The sequence below is a fragment of the Pseudomonas saliphila genome, from assembly GCF_008638345.1.
Classification (GTDB): Bacteria; Pseudomonadota; Gammaproteobacteria; order Pseudomonadales; family Pseudomonadaceae; genus Halopseudomonas; species Halopseudomonas saliphila.
In genome coordinates this window covers 307,794-323,019 of record NZ_VTVA01000002.1, presented here as the reverse complement: position 1 = coordinate 323,019, position 15,226 = coordinate 307,794, and the positions used below count along the sequence as shown (strand labels likewise).

Below are 15,226 nucleotides of genomic sequence, written 5' to 3'. Positions count from 1 at the left end.
CTTTCGCCTTGCCTGAGATGCGACGGATCCGCCGCATCCACTTCGTCGGTATTGGTGGCGCGGGCATGTGTGGCATTGCCGAGGTGTTGCTGAATCTGGGCTATCTGGTCTCCGGATCGGATCTGAAACGGTCGGCGGTTACCCAGCGCCTGGAGAGCTTCGGTGCACGGATCGATATCGGTCATCGTCCCGAGAACGTCCAGGAAGCGGACGTGTTAGTGGTATCCAGCGCTATCAATACGCAGAACCCTGAGGTCTCGGCGGCATTGGACCGTCGTATTCCCGTCGTGCCGCGTGCCGAAATGCTCGCAGAACTGATGCGTTATCGGCATGGCATCGCTGTGGCTGGCACGCACGGCAAGACCACGACTACCAGCCTGATTGCCTCGGTACTGGCAGCTGAAGGGTTAAGCCCAACCTTCGTCATCGGCGGTCGGCTGACCAGTGCAGGCACCAACGCCCAGTTGGGTAAGAGCCGCTATCTGGTCGCTGAAGCAGACGAAAGTGATGCGTCCTTCCTGCATTTGCAGCCGATGGTCTCTATCGTCACCAATATAGATGCCGACCATATGGCGACCTATGAGGGCGACTTCAATCGGCTCAAGCGAACCTTCGTCGAGTTTCTGCACAACCTGCCGTTCTACGGTCTTGCTGTGCTCTGTATCGACGATCCGGTCGTGCGCGAGATCCTGCCGCAGATCAACCGGCAGGTCATTACCTATGGCGAGTCGAGCGACGCTGACGTCCGCGCGGTAGATATCCATCAAGATGGCATGTCGACCCATTTCACCGTGCAGCGTGACGGCCTGGATGACCTGAAACTCTGGGTCAACATGCCAGGCGTGCACAACGTGTTGAATGCCCTTGCAACCATCGCTGTGGCAACCGAAGAAGGCGTCAGCAATGCCGCCATCATCAAGGGTTTGACTGAATTTGAGGGCGTCGGTCGGCGCTTCCAGGTGCACGGCAATTTCCCCCTGGATGGCGGCGAAGTGATGCTGGTCGATGATTACGGCCACCACCCCCGCGAGGTCAGTGCGGTGATCAAGGCCGTTCGCGCCGGCTGGCCTGAGCGGCGTCTGGTGATGATTTATCAACCGCACCGTTACAGCCGCACCCGCGACCTCTACGAAGACTTTGTTCAGGTGCTGGGCGAGACCAATGCGCTGCTGTTGATGGAGGTGTATCCCGCCGGAGAAGAGCCCGTGCCGGGCGCGGACAGCAAGCAGCTCTGCCGCAGCATCCGGCAGCGCGGCCAGATCGATCCGATCTATGTAGAGCGTGACGCCGACGTCATGCCGCTGCTCAAAGCCGTTCTGCAGCCGGGCGATATTCTCTTGACCCAGGGTGCTGGCGATATTGGCGGCTTGGCGAACCAGTTGGCCGAAGCGCTGACACGCCTGAGCACACAGGGAGGGGCAGCCTGATGATTGAACCGACCCAGTTTGGCAAGGTCGCAGTCCTCTACGGCGGCACATCCGCCGAGCGTAAGGTATCGCTCAAATCCGGCGCGGCTGTGCTCGACGCGCTGCGCGGTGCTGGCATCGATGCCTATGGTATCGACGCCGGTGATGACCTCGCTCAACGGCTGATCACTGACCGGCCCGACCGCGTGTTCATTGCGCTGCACGGACGTGGCGGTGAAGACGGTAGCCTGCAGGGGCTGCTTGAAAGTTTGAAGCTTCCTTATACCGGCAGCGGCGTGATGGCGTCTGCGCTGGGCATGGACAAACTGCGTACCAAGCTGGTGTGGCGCAGTCTTGAGCTACCCACGCCGAACCATGCCTTGTTGCGTGATCGTTCCGATTGCCCGTCGATCATCGAATCGCTGGGTACGCCATTGATCGTCAAGCCGGTACATGAAGGCTCGAGCATTGGCATGGCCAAGGTGAGCAACCTCGCCGAGCTGGAACAGGCTTGTGATGACGCCCGAGCGTACGACGACCAGACGCTGGTCGAGCAATGGATCAGCGGCGCCGAATTCACGGTGGCGATACTGGATGGTCGTGCACTGCCGGCAATCCGCCTGAGTACACCGCACACCTTCTACGACTACGACGCCAAGTATCTGGCCAACGACACTCTGTATCAGTGCCCCTGTGGCCTGCCTGCCGAGAAGGAAGCCGAGCTGGCTGAACTCTGTCTGCAGGCATTCCATGCAGTGGGCTGCCGCGGCTGGGGTCGCGTGGACGTGATGCAGGACGAGACCGGCCGCTTCTACCTGCTCGAGGTCAACACTGTGCCCGGCATGACCGATCACAGCCTGGTGCCCATGGCGGCTGCGGCTGCCGGGATGACATTTACCGATCTGGTGCTGGCGATTCTCGCCGGCGCCAGGTACTGAGGGCTCGATCATGTTGGGGTTGATGGTGCGTGATCACCGTGCAAGCAAGTCTCCGGGGCGGCGTCAGTCGCCAGCCCGAGGCGCTGTGCGCGTGGTGCCACCGGCGCCCCGTAACTGGTCGCTGCTGAGTTTGCGTCTGCCCAGGATCAAGGGCATGGGCGATCGCATCCAGCAATTGATGTGGCCGGTATTGCTGCTGTTGCTGGCGGGCGGTTTGTACGTGCTGGGCACGCAGCTGATGCCCCAGGCTGACCGACCGATCAGCGTCATCAGCGTTGAAGGCGACCTGCAATACATCGACCGTGATGCGGTGCAGGACGTTATTCAGCCTTATCTGGACGAGAGCTTTCTCGGCATTGATATCGACGGTCTGAGTGCCGAGCTGAACGCCATGTCGTGGGTCGCGGGGGCATCGGTCAAGCGGGTGTGGCCTGACCGATTGGTGGTCAACCTGGATGAGCAACTGCCGGTTGCCCGATGGGGCGATACCGCACTGTTGAACAATGCAGGGGAAGCGTTTTCGCCTGAGCACATCGACAGCTTCGAGGAGCTGCCGAGGCTCACCGGGCCGGAACGCGCCAAGCGCCGCGTTATGCAGAATTATCAGCAGTTCAACCGTCTGCTACGGCCCTACGGCCATGGTGTGGCGGAACTGGAACTACGCGAGCGCGGCAGCTGGTTCATGACCACCCGTGACGGCATCCAGATACTGCTCGGACGCGAAGACGTAGTCGAAAAAATGAAGCGATTTCTGACCATAGACCAGCTCGTGTTGTCAGAGCGGCGGGATCAGATAGCGCGGGTTGATCTGCGCTACAGCAACAGCATGGCAGTAGCCTGGCACGAGCCGGCTGCTCAAGATGAAACGGGAGAGTAACCGAAAGATTATGGCTAGCAAGCAGGGTACCAGGATGATAGTCGGGCTCGATATTGGCACCTCCAAGGTGGTTGCACTTGTCGGTGAGATTGGCGCGGACGGCGAACTAGAAATCGTCGGTATCGGCTCTCATCCCTCCCGAGGCCTGAAAAAGGGCGTGGTGGTCAATATCGAATCCACCGTGCAGTCGATCCAGCGCGCTATAGAAGAAGCGGAGCTGATGGCGGGCTGCCAGATTCATTCGGTGTTTGCGGGGTTGGCTGGCAATCACATTCGCAGCCTCAACTCGCATGGCATCGTCGCCATCCGCGACCGGGAAGTGGTCAAAGCCGACATCGAGCGCGTACTGGATGCAGGCCAGGCGGTCGCGATACCGGCGGATCAGAAGGTCTTGCACATTCTTCCGCAGGAATACGTGATCGACAACCAGGAAGGCGTGCGCGAGCCGCTGGGCATGTCCGGCGTGCGCCTGGAAGCCAAGGTGCATCTGGTGACCTGCGCGCTCAATGCAGTGCAGAACATCGAGAAGTGCATCCGCCGCTGCGGTCTGGAAGTAGAGGACGTGATCCTCGAGCAGCTCGCCTCCAGCTACGCCGTGCTCACCGAGGACGAGAAGGAGCTGGGCGTCTGCATGGTCGACATCGGCGGTGGCACCACGGATATCGCCATCTTCACCGAAGGTGCAATCCGGCATACGGCGGTTATCCCGATTGCCGGTGATCAGGTCACCAATGATATTGCGATGGCGCTGCGTACACCCACGCAGTACGCAGAAGAAATCAAAATCCGCTATGCGTGTGCGCTGGCCAAACTGGCCGGCCCGGAAGAGACCATCAAGGTACCGAGTGTCGGCGAGCGGCCGCCACGGGACCTGTCTCGCCAGGCCCTGGCCGAAGTGGTCGAGCCCCGCTACGACGAGCTGTTCACCCTGATTCAGGCTGAACTGCGACGCTCAGGATTCGAAGACATGGTCCCCGCGGGCATCGTTCTGACCGGCGGGACAGCAAAAATGGAAGGCGCCGTGGAATTGGCAGAAGAGATATTCCACATGCCGGTACGCCTTGGCGTACCACAGGAATTCAAGGGACTGACTGATGTGGTCCGTAACCCCATTTATTCAACCGGGGTCGGCTTGTTGCACTACGGCATCAAGCACCACGAGCAAGGTAGCAATAGCCCGGAGCAGGGCAAAACATCGCCGTTGGGACGCATGAAGAAGTGGTTCCAGGGCAATTTTTAAACAGACCCGCTTGAGCGGGCCGAAATAACGAAACGAGTTGAAAACTCAGGAGATGGAACCATGTTTGAATTAATTGATAACGTTCCTCAAAACGCAGTCATAAAAGTAGTGGGTGTCGGTGGCGGCGGTGGTAATGCGCTCCAGCACATGGTCATCAACAACGTCGAAGGCGTGGACTTTATCTGCGCCAACACCGATGCGCAGGCGTTGAAAAACATCAGCGCGCGTACCGTTCTGCAACTGGGCTCCGAAGTCACCAAGGGACTGGGCGCTGGCGCCAATCCTTTGATCGGTCGTGAAGCCGCCATCGAAGACCGTGAGCGCATTGCTGAGGTGCTGCAGGGCGCGGATATGGTCTTCATCACTGCTGGCATGGGCGGCGGCACAGGTACTGGTGCTGCGCCGATCGTTGCAGAAGTGGCCCGTGAAATGGGCATTCTGACGGTTGCGGTAGTAACCAAACCCTTCCCGTTCGAAGGCCGCAAACGCATGCAGATTGCCGAAGAGGGCATCCGCGAGCTGAGCCTGCATGTTGACTCGTTGATCACCATTCCCAACGAGAAGCTGCTCACCGTACTGGGTAAAGACGCCAGTCTGCTGGCTGCTTTCAGCAAGGCAAATGACGTGCTGCTCGGCGCCGTACAGGGCATCGCTGACCTCATCATGCGTCCAGGTATGATCAACGTCGACTTCGCTGACGTGAAGACCGTCATGAGCGAGATGGGCATGGCGATGATGGGCACCGGTCATGCAAGCGGGCCGAATCGTGCACGCGAAGCAGCTGAAGCGGCTATCCGCAGTCCGCTGCTGGAAGACGTCAACCTGATGGGCGCACGCGGCATTCTGGTCAACATCACTGCTGGCCCGGATCTGTCGCTCGGTGAGTTCTCTGAAGTTGGTAGCACTGTCGAAGAGTTCGCCTCAGAGACGGCTACAGTGGTCGTAGGTACCGTCATTGATCCTGAGCTGCGCGATGAACTGCGTGTGACTGTCGTGGCAACAGGTCTGGGTCCGCGCATCGAGAAGCCGGTCAAGGTCGTAGATAACACGCCTGCTCCGCGCCACCGTCATGCTGAAGGCTCCACGCCTAACTATAATGAACTTGATCGTCCTACCGTCATGCGCAACCCGACTGTAGGCGGCAACGCTGCGGCCGCGCGTCTGAGCCAGCCGGCGGAAGATCTGGATTATCTGGATATTCCTGCGTTCTTGCGCAGGCAGGCAGACTGAGGGATAGACTCTGTCAATCGCTCGTATAGGTCTGATCAGTATTCAACAATGGCGTGTTTTGCTATGATGCACGCCGACTTGTTGAAAACTATTCGCAACTAAGCGGAACCCGTACATGATTAAGCAACGCACACTGAAGAACATCATCCGGGCCACTGGTGTTGGTCTGCATTCGGGTGAGAAGGTGTATCTCACGCTGAAACCCGCGCCAGTGGATACCGGAATTTTGTTCTGCCGAGTGGATCTCGACCCTGTGGTCGAGATTCCCGCGCGTGCCGAGTTCGTAGGTGAGACCACCATGTCCACCACCCTGATAAAGGATGGTGCCAAGGTCGACACGGTCGAGCATCTGCTGTCCGCCATGGCGGGCCTGGGCATCGACAACGCTTACGTTGAACTCAGCGCACCGGAAGTGCCGATCATGGACGGTAGCGCCGGCCCATTCGTATTTCTGATTCAATCGGCAGGGATCGAGGAGCAGGACGCGGCGAAGCAGTTCATCCGCATCAAGCGTGAAGTGACGGTGGAAGAAGATGGCAAGACAGCCACCTTTGTTCCCTTCGAGGGATTCAAAGTGGCATTCGGCATCGACTTCGATCATCCGGTATTTCGCGGTCGCAGCCAATTCGCCAGCGTGGATTTCTCCAGTACTTCCTTTGTAAAGGAAGTCAGCCGTGCGCGGACCTTCGGGTTCATGCGCGACATTGAATATCTGCGTTCACAGAATCTGGCGCTCGGTGGCAGCGTGGATAACGCCATCGTGGTGGATGAATACCGAGTGTTGAATGAAGACGGCCTGCGCTATGAGGACGAGTTCGTAAAACACAAGATACTGGACGCCATTGGCGATCTGTATCTACTGGGCAAAAGCCTGATTGGTGAGTTCCGAGGATTCAAATCTGGACATGCCCTGAATAACAAGCTGCTTCGTTCTCTGCTTGCTACCAAGGATGCGTGGGAAATAGTGACTTTCGAAGACGCCGGTACAGCGCCCATCTCCTTTATGCGCCCGGCGGCTGCGGTCTAAACCGTTTCGTTTCGTTTCTGCGGTCACTTCGGTGGCCGTTTTTTTTGCCGTACTGATTGGTAACTGACTCACATAAGGTTGAACTAAACGCACCTCGCCTGCTCAGACAGCTGAGAGCAAATGCCCGGTCAGTTGCCTTCGTGGTGCTTCGCCAGCCGCTCAAGCGCCGCTTTGAGAGAGGGGTCTTCAATCTGGACCGCTGTTTCACGCAGGCTGGCGGCAGCGACTTGTGAATGCCTCATTTTGCGAACTGGTGGTGCTTTTTTGACCAATGGCGGTTGAACCTTACAATGTATTTTCGTTAAGGTTGCGAACTCTGTGTACGCCTGTAACTGGCGTACCAGGCGTTTTTGCTGGTAGCGCATGCGGGTCGCCCAATGGCTGTCCGTGACCACCAGCCGGAGAACACCATCACGCAAGGATGCGACACGGCAATGCTCACGCGCAGCCGGTTCCATGACCGTTTCCAGCAGTATCTGCAGGCGCTCAACTGCTCGAGCCTTTGCGAAAAGGCCCTTGAGGGTCGAATGGGTGCGTATCAAGTCACCAGGTTGGCGAGCATCCAGCGGAGTAAAGGCCATGAGAGAGTGCGAACCGGAGTTATTGAGCAACCGGCATCCTATCAGAATGGCGAAGCCAGTTGTTTGGGGATCATGACGTGAACATTATTATACTTACTGACCGCCACGGCTCCGCCAGGGCGCTCACTTTAAGCACTCCCTGGGTGATCCTTGCAGCGTTGATCATCCTGGCAATGCCCGCCGCTGCAGCCGTATTGACCTGGCAAGCGATCGACGCCAGAACTCCTCTTTCCGCCCAGGTGGCCGACTACGATCAGTTGTGGCGCGACACCCTGGAAGAATATCAGGCAGACACCTCATCCGAGGAATCTCAGGCACAGCTCGAACGGATGACCCAGCAGCTGGGCCGCTTGCAGACGCGGCTTACCCGTCTGGATGCCTTGGGTGAGCGGCTGACCGAGTTGGTCGACATGTCCGACGGTGAGTTCGATTTCAATACAGACCCTGGCATGGGTGGTCCGGAGTTGCGCAAGGACAGCATGCGATACGAAGGCCCCGATGTGCAGTCGGTCATTGATCAGCTGGCTGAACGCATCGACAATCGTACCCAGCAGCTGCGACTGCTCGAGGAGCTGGTACTGAACCGCGAGACCGATGCCAATGCGTTGCTCGATTTCATGCCAGTGCAGGAAGGCTATATCTCCTCCGGCTTCGGTCGGCGTACCGACCCTATCAGCGGTCACATGTCGCATCACTCCGGTCTCGATTTCGCCGCACCCCGCGGCACGCCCATCCATGCAGTCGGTGCTGGCGTCGTGACTTTCTCCGGGCGCAACGGCGCCTATGGCAATATGGTCGAGGTCACCCACGGCAGTGGTCTGAAGAGCCGATACGCCCATGCGCACAAACTTGAAGTGGTGAAGGGTGATCTGGTCAAGAAGGGCGAAGTCATTGCCCTGGTCGGCTCAACCGGGCGCTCTACCGGCCCGCATCTGCATCTTGAAATTTACAGCAACGGTCGAGCTGTTAATCCGGCGCGTCATATTGCGCTCAAGTAACGCTGAGCGCCTGTCGATCCCCGCAATACCTGCTTGCAGCGGGCCCACTAGACGGGCCCGCGTGTAGCGCGCAAAACCTGCGCTCCTTCCGCTACCTGTTTGTTGATCGTGGTAGGCTGCATAGCGATGTTGCAGCTGCCAATTCGCAGGATGCTGGAGCCGAAGTCCCCGCAGTTTATTGTCTCGTCGGATTCAGAGTAGAATGCCAGATCCCCGGCAACGGCCAAGTCGGATTGATTTGGACCCGCCAACCATCAAACGGATATCGAAGTCGACTATGTTTGCGCCTTTATTGAGAAAACTGTTTGGAAGCAAGAACGAGCGTGAGCTGAAGCGTATGAACAGGATCGTCAACGCTATCAATGCTCTCGAAGAAAACCTCAACTCGCTTAGCGATGAACAGTTGAAAGCCAAGACAGGCGAATTCAAGGAGCGGCTAGCGAAGGGCGAAACGCTCGAGCAGATACTGCCGGAAGCCTTTGCCCTGGTACGTGAAGCCAGCAAGCGCGTCATGGGTATGCGCCACTTCGACGTCCAGTTGATCGGTGGTGTGGTGCTGCACGACGGCAAGATCGCCGAAATGAAAACCGGCGAGGGCAAGACGCTGGTCTCCACTCTGCCGGCTTATCTGAACGCGTTGTCCGGCAAGGGCGTCAACGTGGTTACGGTGAACGACTATCTGGCGCGCCGCGACGCAAATCTGATGCGTCCGCTGCACGAGTTTCTCGGGCTGACCGTAGGCGTTGTGGTTCCTTTTCAGGATCCCCAGGAGAAACGCCAGGCATATCAGTGCGATATCACCTACGGCACCAACAACGAGTTCGGCTTCGATTACCTGCGCGACAATATGGCGTTTCGCCTGGAAGACAAATTCCAGCGCGAGCTTAACTTTGCGATCGTCGATGAGGTCGACTCGATTCTGATCGATGAGGCACGAACGCCTCTGATCATCTCCGGCCCAGCCGAAGACAGCTCGCAGATGTACACCGCGATCAACAAGCTGATCCCTCTGCTCAAGCGCGGCTATCAAGAGGAAGAGGGGCAGGAAGAGGTCGAGGGCCACTATTACATCGACGAGAAGACCCGCCAGGTCGAGCTCAATGAAGGCGGCCATCAATACGTCGAGGAGCTACTGGTCAAGGAAGGTCTGTTGCCCGAGGGCGATAGTCTGTATGCGGCGCCGAATCTGGGCCTGCTTCACCATGTGCACTCGGCGCTACGCGCGCACACCCTGTTCCATCGCAACGTCGAATATATCGTCCAGAATGAGCAGGTGTTGCTGGTTGATGAGCACACTGGCCGTACCATGCCGGGTCGTCGTCTGTCCGAAGGTCTGCATCAGTCCATCGAGGCCAAGGAAGGACTGAAGATCCAGGCCGAAAGCCAGACGCTGGCTTCGACCACTTTCCAGAACTACTTCCGTCTCTACAACAAGCTGTCTGGCATGACCGGGACAGCGGATACCGAGGCGTTCGAATTCCGCCAGATCTACAATCTGGATGTGGTGGTCATCCCCACCAACAAGCCAATGATCCGCAAGGATTACAACGACCTGGTTTATCTGACCATCGAGGAGAAGTTCGCTGCGATTGCCGCTGACATCAGAGGTTGCAGGGAAAGTGGTCGTCCGGTGCTGGTCGGTACTGCTTCAATCGATTCCTCGGAAGTCGTGTCCCAGTTGTTGAACAAGGAAGGCATCGAACACAAGGTACTGAACGCCAAGTACCACGAGAAAGAAGCCGAGATCATCGCCCAGGCCGGCCGCCCAGGTGCCGTCACCATCGCCACCAACATGGCTGGCCGTGGTACCGACATCATTCTCGGCGGTAGCTGGGAAGCGGAAATCGCCAGCCACGAAAACCCCTCTCCGGAAAAGATCGCGCAGATCAAGGCCGATTGGCAGGAACGCCACCAGCAGGTACTGGATGCGGGTGGTCTGCATATCATCGCCTGCGAGCGTCACGAATCACGCCGCATCGATAACCAGCTACGTGGTCGTTCTGGTCGTCAGGGTGACCCGGGTTCGAGCCGTTTCTACCTGTCGCTGGAAGACAATCTCATGCGCATCTTCGCCTCTGACCGGGTGAAGAACTTCATGAAAGCACTGGGCATGGAGAAGGGCGAAGCGATCGAGCATCGCATGGTCTCCAATGCGATCGAAAAGGCGCAGCGCAAGGTTGAAGGGCGCAACTTCGACATCCGCAAGCAGCTGCTCGAATACGATGACGTCGCCAACGAACAGCGCAAGGTGATCTACGGCCAGCGCAACTCGATCCTTGCTGCCGAGACTGTTCAGGAAACCATTACAGCGATTCGCGAAGATGTCGTCGCTGCAGCGGTCAGCCAGTACATCCCACCGCAGAGTCTGCCCGAACAGTGGGACGTTGCCGGTCTGGAACAACACCTGGAAAACGAGTTTGCGCTCAAGCTGCCCGTGCAACAGTGGCTGGACGATGACGACCGGCTGCACGAAGAAGGTTTGCGTCAGCGTATCCTTGAGGAGCTGGTCGCAGCGTACAAGCAAAAGGAAGAAATGACCGGCGCCGACGCGCTGCGCACCTTTGAGAAACAGATGCTGCTGCGCGTGCTGGACGACCTGTGGAAGGAACACCTGGCGGCCATGGATCATCTGCGTCAGGGTATTCATTTGCGCGGTTACGCGCAGAAGAACCCCAAGCAGGAATACAAGCGCGAAGCCTTCAACATGTTCGAGGAAATGCTGGAGTCAATGAAACACGACACCATCCGCATCCTCAGTCACGTTCAGGTACGTCGGGAAGATCCGGCTGAAGAGGAAGCGCGCCAGCGCCAACGCGCCGAAGAAATGGCCAAGCGCATGCAGTTCAAACATGAAGAAGTCGCACCTGTTGGGGAGCCGCTTGACGAGGAACAACCGAGCGCCGCAGCGCCCACAGGCGCTCCCGTTACCCGGGAAGGCCCAAAGGTAGGGCGCAACGATCCCTGTCCCTGTGGCTCCGGCAAGAAGTACAAGCACTGCCACGGCCAGATCTGAACCGATCCGTCTAAGTCGCTGCATGCCCTGGGAAGGTCGAGTTTAATCTCGACCAGCAGAGTTCCCAGCACGCACCCCCGGGCATAATGAAGCCAAACGATGGAAGGTCGAGTTCCATCTCGACCAGCAATGTCCCCGGCAGCCACTTTGGCCGGGATGGAACCCAGCCCTCCATCTGACGTGCAGTCTCAACGGTAATCTCCGCAAGCACGACTCCCCGCAGAATACCCACCAAGCAAGCCCTAACAAGCGACAATCCACCACCCGCTCTATGCGCCACAACCCGCTCAGCTGTATCATCCCTGCTTTGCATCCCACTTGGAGATACACCCCATGGCAGTCGGACTCGGCCCGCTCCCGACCCTTCATCCGGTCCCTGGTTTTCGTCTTGGTATCGCCTCGGCAGGCATTAAAAAGCCCGGCCGCAAAGACGTAGTGGTAATGGAAGCAGTCGAAGGCTCGACGATCGCCGGAGTGTTCACCACCAATGCCTTCTGCGCCGCCCCCGTTACGCTGGCCAAGCAGCGCCTGCAGTCCGCGCCACGCTATCTGCTGGTCAACACCGGCAATGCCAATGCCGGAACGGGCAAACCTGGCATGCAGGCCGCGCAGCAGACCTGTGAGGCTTTGGCCGAGTTGGTGAAGGTTGCTCCAGAGCAGGTGTTGCCCTTCAGCACCGGGGTGATTGGTGAACTGTTACCGGCAGACAAGGTAATTAGCGCGCTGCCGGCTGCCCTGGAGGATCTGAGCCCGGATAACTGGGCCGCGGCCGCCTCGGGCATCATGACCACCGACACCCTGCCCAAGGGCGCAAGCAGGCAACTGCAGCTTGCCGGGCAAACCGTCACCATCACCGGTATCTCCAAGGGTGCGGGGATGATCAAGCCCAACATGGCGACCATGCTTGCGTACGTAGCCACCGACGCCAAAATCACACGACCAGTACTGCAAAGCCTGCTGCGCGAAGCCGCTGATCTATCGTTCAACCGAATCACCATTGATGGCGATACCTCGACCAACGATTGCTGCATGTTGATCGCGACAGGGCAGGCCGCGATGTCGTCCATCAGCGATACCGCCGGTGCGGAGTATCAAGTGCTGGCCGAGGCGATCAAATCCATCATGCTGGAACTGGCCCAGGCGATTGTCCGGGACGGTGAGGGCGCGACCAAGTTCGTTACGGTTCAGGTCAACGGTGGCGGCAATCGCGATGAGTGTCTGGATGTCGGATACGCAGTAGCCCATTCACCGTTGATCAAGACCGCCTTGTTCGCGTCCGATCCGAACTGGGGGCGTATTCTTGCTGCGGTGGGGCGCGCTGGCGTGCCGGATCTGGATGTGGAAAGGATTGATGTCTATCTGGACGATATCTGCATCACCCGCAACGGCGGGCGCGCAGAAGAATATCGTGAAGAACAGGGCGCCAAGGTGATGGCTCAGGCTGAAATCACCATACGCATCGAACTGGGCCGGGGAGATGTCAGCGAAACCCTGTGGACCACCGACCTGTCGCATGAGTATGTACGCATCAACGCCGAATACCGTACCTGAACGCCAACCGGGGCTCTCAGACGAGGGCCTCGCTGCATGTTCGTTTGCTGTCAGCTGGTGCAATACCGCGCATCTATCACTGCACGCTCCAAGCGCACACGTCCGATCCGGTTGATGATCAGCTTTCGCCCCTCTGCCTCGACCTTGCGCGGACAGAAGCGGAAGGTTCCTGCTTGAAAGCCGCCATTGAGCAATACCGATTCGCCGTGCGGGTTGTAACGCACATAGCTGGCGACATGGGTGTTGGCGTGCACGTAGGCGACATCGGCGGGAATGTCTTCACGGAGCAACGTTTCGCCGTCGTCATAAACGCCGTTGGTATTATGGTCCAGAAAAATGCGCCAGCCTGCGTTCCAGTCGGCGTCTATCGGTGACACCGTTACCGGACGGTTGCGGCGTACCGCTTCGGTACGGGTGTAGTTCAAGCCGCGTACCAGTCCGTTGACGCCATCGTCCATCCGCTGGCTATCGATCACCGTGCCAAAGGCAGGCACACCGATCGCCAACATGATGCCGAGAATGGCGAGCGCCACCATCAACTCCAATAAAGTAAATCCATAGGACCGCATGGCCCGTCCTCCTTGACGTAAGCGGGCTACAGCCATGCGCCCGAAATGAACCTGAGCGGTTCGATACGGGAATTGTAGGTCAGCGGTTCGTTATAGACCTGACTGTAGTCTGAATTTGCGCGCAGGTTCACGTTGGGAGAGGGTCTGCCAGTAAACCTGACCCTTGCAACGCCATCTTGTATTGTGGAATATACAATGCATAATGGGCTCAACGGCCACGATTGCATTGGATATATGACATATGAGCGTCGAAGAGCTCGGCAAAACCATCCGCCGGTTGCGTAAGGAACGCGGCTTCACCCAGGCTGAGCTTGCGACGCAGGTGGGTATCAGTCGAGCAACCGTATCGGGTATCGAGAACAACACGGTATTGGAGCTCGGCATACGCAAATATGAGCGGCTGCTGAATGCGCTTGGGCATACCCTCTCAGTAAAAACACAAAGCGGCCGACCCACGCTGGATGAGCTGAAGGAGCGGGGCTTTGATGATTGAACTCACTGCTGCAAACAAAGGCGTCAGCTACGAGAGGCTGCCGGTGCGTGTTTCTGGCGTGGCGGTCGGGTATCTCGAGTCTGCGTCCGGCCGTGGAAAGCACCGAGAACACCTGTTCAGGTATGAGCCGGCAATCTCGGAGCGGCTAGCGGTCTCGTTGAACATGCCCGTTCGTGCGCAACCTTACACATATGAAGGTATTCACCCCATTTTTGACATGAACATGCCAGAGGGTCATCTACGTATGGCGCTCATGAACATGTTTCGCAAAGCCGTCGCCGGTTTTGACGCGCTGCAATTGTTGCGTGTGATCGGGCCCTATCAGCTGGGTCGTATTACCCTCGGCCAAAAGCGGGACAAGCCCATGCCTGGCACTTCGATTCAGGAGCTGCTGGTGCATGATGGCGCGCAGGATTTGTTCGATGATCTTTTAGAGACCTATGCTGCTTACTCCGGAGTGTCCGGTGTGCAACCCAAGGTCTTGGTACGTGCTGACTCAGGCGGCGACGTGACCCGCCTGTCCCATCGCGGCGCAACACACATCGTCAAGGCGTGGCAGGCCAACCAGTACCCTGAATTGGCGACCAATGAATTCTTTTGTCTGCGCGCAGCCACCTATGCAGGACTCGATGTGGCCAAGCATGAGCTCAGCTCAGGCGGCAAGTTTCTAATAGTCGAGCGTTTTGATGTGGCTGAAGGGGGCTACCTGGGCTTTGAGGACTTCTGCGTACTCAGTGGCAAGGTAAGCGACGAAAAATATGACTCAAGCTACGAAGCCTGCGCGCGAATCATCAACGCTTACCTGCCCGTAGAGCGCAGAGCCCGCGCGCTGCAAGAGTTGTTTGTGAGTGTTGCGCTTACCACGGCGATACAGAACGGCGACGCTCATCTGAAAAACTTTGGCCTGCTTTACGACCATACGGGTGTTGATGCTGACATCCGACTGGCACCGGCGTTTGACCTCATTACCACCACCGCGTATCTGCCCAAAGACCATATGGCATTGATGCTGGCCGGCTCCAAGAACTGGCCAAAGCACAAGCTCCTTTATAACTTCGGCAGAATATCCTGCGGCCTGGGCGAAGCACAGGTCGCGCAGCTGCTTGAATTGGTGGCGGACGGAATCAGTAAAGCCGCCGCCGAGCTGCGCCAGCACATGCGCGAAGCAGACTCTTTTGCCGATATTGGGACCAAAATGCTCAGTGCCTGGGATAAAGGAACCATGCGGAGCTTACTGGACGACAAGCGGAGGTGGGTGAGTCTGGCGAATGTCTGAGCTGCCTGTAGTCGCTTCTCTGCACTT

At 58.0% G+C, this 15,226-nt stretch carries 13 protein-coding genes; 11 read left to right on the top strand and 2 right to left on the bottom strand.

Going from position 1 to position 15,226, the window contains the following annotated elements; translation table 11 throughout:
• Positions 1-17 precede the first annotated feature (17 nt).
• The 6 genes from murC (at position 18) to lpxC (ending at position 6,718) form a co-directional block, all read left to right on the top strand.
• On the top strand, positions 18-1,427 hold the full coding sequence (gene murC / locus FHK95_RS03465) for a UDP-N-acetylmuramate--L-alanine ligase (protein ID WP_150303306.1): 1,410 nt from the start codon (positions 18-20) through the stop codon (positions 1,425-1,427).
• Entirely contained in the window at positions 1,427-2,344 is a 918-nt protein-coding gene (locus FHK95_RS03460) for a D-alanine--D-alanine ligase (RefSeq protein ID WP_150303202.1), read from the top strand. Before murC ends, FHK95_RS03460 begins: the two co-directional genes overlap by 1 nt.
• A 10-nt stretch (positions 2,345-2,354) precedes the next feature.
• Entirely contained in the window at positions 2,355-3,221 is an 867-nt protein-coding gene (locus tag FHK95_RS03455) for a cell division protein FtsQ/DivIB (RefSeq protein ID WP_408003585.1), read from the top strand.
• 10 nt (positions 3,222-3,231) lie between these two features.
• Complete coding sequence (ftsA, locus tag FHK95_RS03450) at positions 3,232-4,461, top strand: cell division protein FtsA (RefSeq protein ID WP_150303201.1); 1,230 nt, start codon at positions 3,232-3,234, stop codon at positions 4,459-4,461.
• A 60-nt stretch (positions 4,462-4,521) separates the two neighbouring features.
• Positions 4,522-5,691: a cell division protein FtsZ gene (ftsZ, locus tag FHK95_RS03445; protein ID WP_150303200.1), complete on the top strand. Its 1,170-nt coding sequence runs from the start codon at positions 4,522-4,524 to the stop codon at positions 5,689-5,691.
• A gap of 115 nt (positions 5,692-5,806) precedes the next feature.
• Complete coding sequence (gene lpxC, locus FHK95_RS03440; protein ID WP_150303199.1) at positions 5,807-6,718, top strand: UDP-3-O-acyl-N-acetylglucosamine deacetylase; 912 nt, start codon at positions 5,807-5,809, stop codon at positions 6,716-6,718.
• Between the two features lie 128 nt (positions 6,719-6,846).
• On the opposite strand, the gene FHK95_RS03435 is transcribed toward lpxC, so the two are convergent.
• On the bottom strand, positions 6,847-7,299 hold the full coding sequence (locus FHK95_RS03435) for a DUF721 domain-containing protein (protein WP_150303304.1): 453 nt from the start codon (positions 7,297-7,299) through the stop codon (positions 6,847-6,849).
• 77 nt (positions 7,300-7,376) lie between these two features.
• Between FHK95_RS03435 and FHK95_RS03430 the strand changes: the two genes are divergently transcribed.
• The 3 genes from FHK95_RS03430 to argJ all read left to right on the top strand — a co-directional run bounded on the left by FHK95_RS03430 (position 7,377) and on the right by argJ (position 12,861).
• On the top strand, positions 7,377-8,297 hold the full coding sequence (locus FHK95_RS03430; protein ID WP_150303198.1) for a M23 family metallopeptidase: 921 nt from the start codon (positions 7,377-7,379) through the stop codon (positions 8,295-8,297).
• 277 nt (positions 8,298-8,574) lie between these two features.
• A complete protein-coding gene (gene secA / locus FHK95_RS03425) occupies positions 8,575-11,310 on the top strand; it encodes a preprotein translocase subunit SecA (RefSeq protein ID WP_150303197.1) in 2,736 nt (911 codons plus the stop codon).
• A gap of 333 nt (positions 11,311-11,643) precedes the next feature.
• Positions 11,644-12,861, top strand: a complete 1,218-nt coding sequence (gene argJ / locus FHK95_RS03420; protein WP_150303196.1) for a bifunctional glutamate N-acetyltransferase/amino-acid acetyltransferase ArgJ — start codon at positions 11,644-11,646, stop codon at positions 12,859-12,861.
• A gap of 50 nt (positions 12,862-12,911) precedes the next feature.
• On the opposite strand, the gene FHK95_RS03415 is transcribed toward argJ, so the two are convergent.
• The gene (locus FHK95_RS03415; RefSeq protein WP_178114699.1) at positions 12,912-13,430 is read right to left on the bottom strand and encodes a GspH/FimT family pseudopilin; all 519 of its coding nucleotides are present in this window, start codon (positions 13,428-13,430) and stop codon (positions 12,912-12,914) included.
• A gap of 241 nt (positions 13,431-13,671) precedes the next feature.
• Between FHK95_RS03415 and FHK95_RS03410 the strand changes: the two genes are divergently transcribed.
• Together FHK95_RS03410 and FHK95_RS03405 are read left to right on the top strand one after the other, a co-directional pair.
• A complete protein-coding gene (locus tag FHK95_RS03410) occupies positions 13,672-13,923 on the top strand; it encodes a helix-turn-helix domain-containing protein (protein WP_150303195.1) in 252 nt (83 codons plus the stop codon).
• Positions 13,916-15,199: a type II toxin-antitoxin system HipA family toxin gene (locus tag FHK95_RS03405; protein WP_150303302.1), complete on the top strand. Its 1,284-nt coding sequence runs from the start codon at positions 13,916-13,918 to the stop codon at positions 15,197-15,199. Before FHK95_RS03410 ends, FHK95_RS03405 begins: the two co-directional genes overlap by 8 nt.
• Positions 15,200-15,226 lie beyond the last annotated feature (27 nt).

Coding starts and splice junctions, on each gene's coding strand:
- ftsA (WP_150303201.1), top strand. CDS start 3,232: ATGGCTAGCAAGCAGGGTACCAGGATGATAGTCGGGCTCGATATTGGC.
- FHK95_RS03455 (WP_408003585.1), top strand. CDS start 2,355: ATGTTGGGGTTGATGGTGCGTGATCACCGTGCAAGCAAGTCTCCGGGG.
- FHK95_RS03435 (WP_150303304.1), bottom strand. CDS start 7,299: ATGGCCTTTACTCCGCTGGATGCTCGCCAACCTGGTGACTTGATACGC.
- secA (WP_150303197.1), top strand. CDS start 8,575: ATGTTTGCGCCTTTATTGAGAAAACTGTTTGGAAGCAAGAACGAGCGT.
- lpxC (WP_150303199.1), top strand. CDS start 5,807: ATGATTAAGCAACGCACACTGAAGAACATCATCCGGGCCACTGGTGTT.
- argJ (WP_150303196.1), top strand. CDS start 11,644: ATGGCAGTCGGACTCGGCCCGCTCCCGACCCTTCATCCGGTCCCTGGT.
- FHK95_RS03415 (WP_178114699.1), bottom strand. CDS start 13,430: ATGCGGTCCTATGGATTTACTTTATTGGAGTTGATGGTGGCGCTCGCC.
- ftsZ (WP_150303200.1), top strand. CDS start 4,522: ATGTTTGAATTAATTGATAACGTTCCTCAAAACGCAGTCATAAAAGTA.
- FHK95_RS03410 (WP_150303195.1), top strand. CDS start 13,672: ATGAGCGTCGAAGAGCTCGGCAAAACCATCCGCCGGTTGCGTAAGGAA.
- FHK95_RS03460 (WP_150303202.1), top strand. CDS start 1,427: ATGATTGAACCGACCCAGTTTGGCAAGGTCGCAGTCCTCTACGGCGGC.
- murC (WP_150303306.1), top strand. CDS start 18: ATGCGACGGATCCGCCGCATCCACTTCGTCGGTATTGGTGGCGCGGGC.
- FHK95_RS03405 (WP_150303302.1), top strand. CDS start 13,916: ATGATTGAACTCACTGCTGCAAACAAAGGCGTCAGCTACGAGAGGCTG.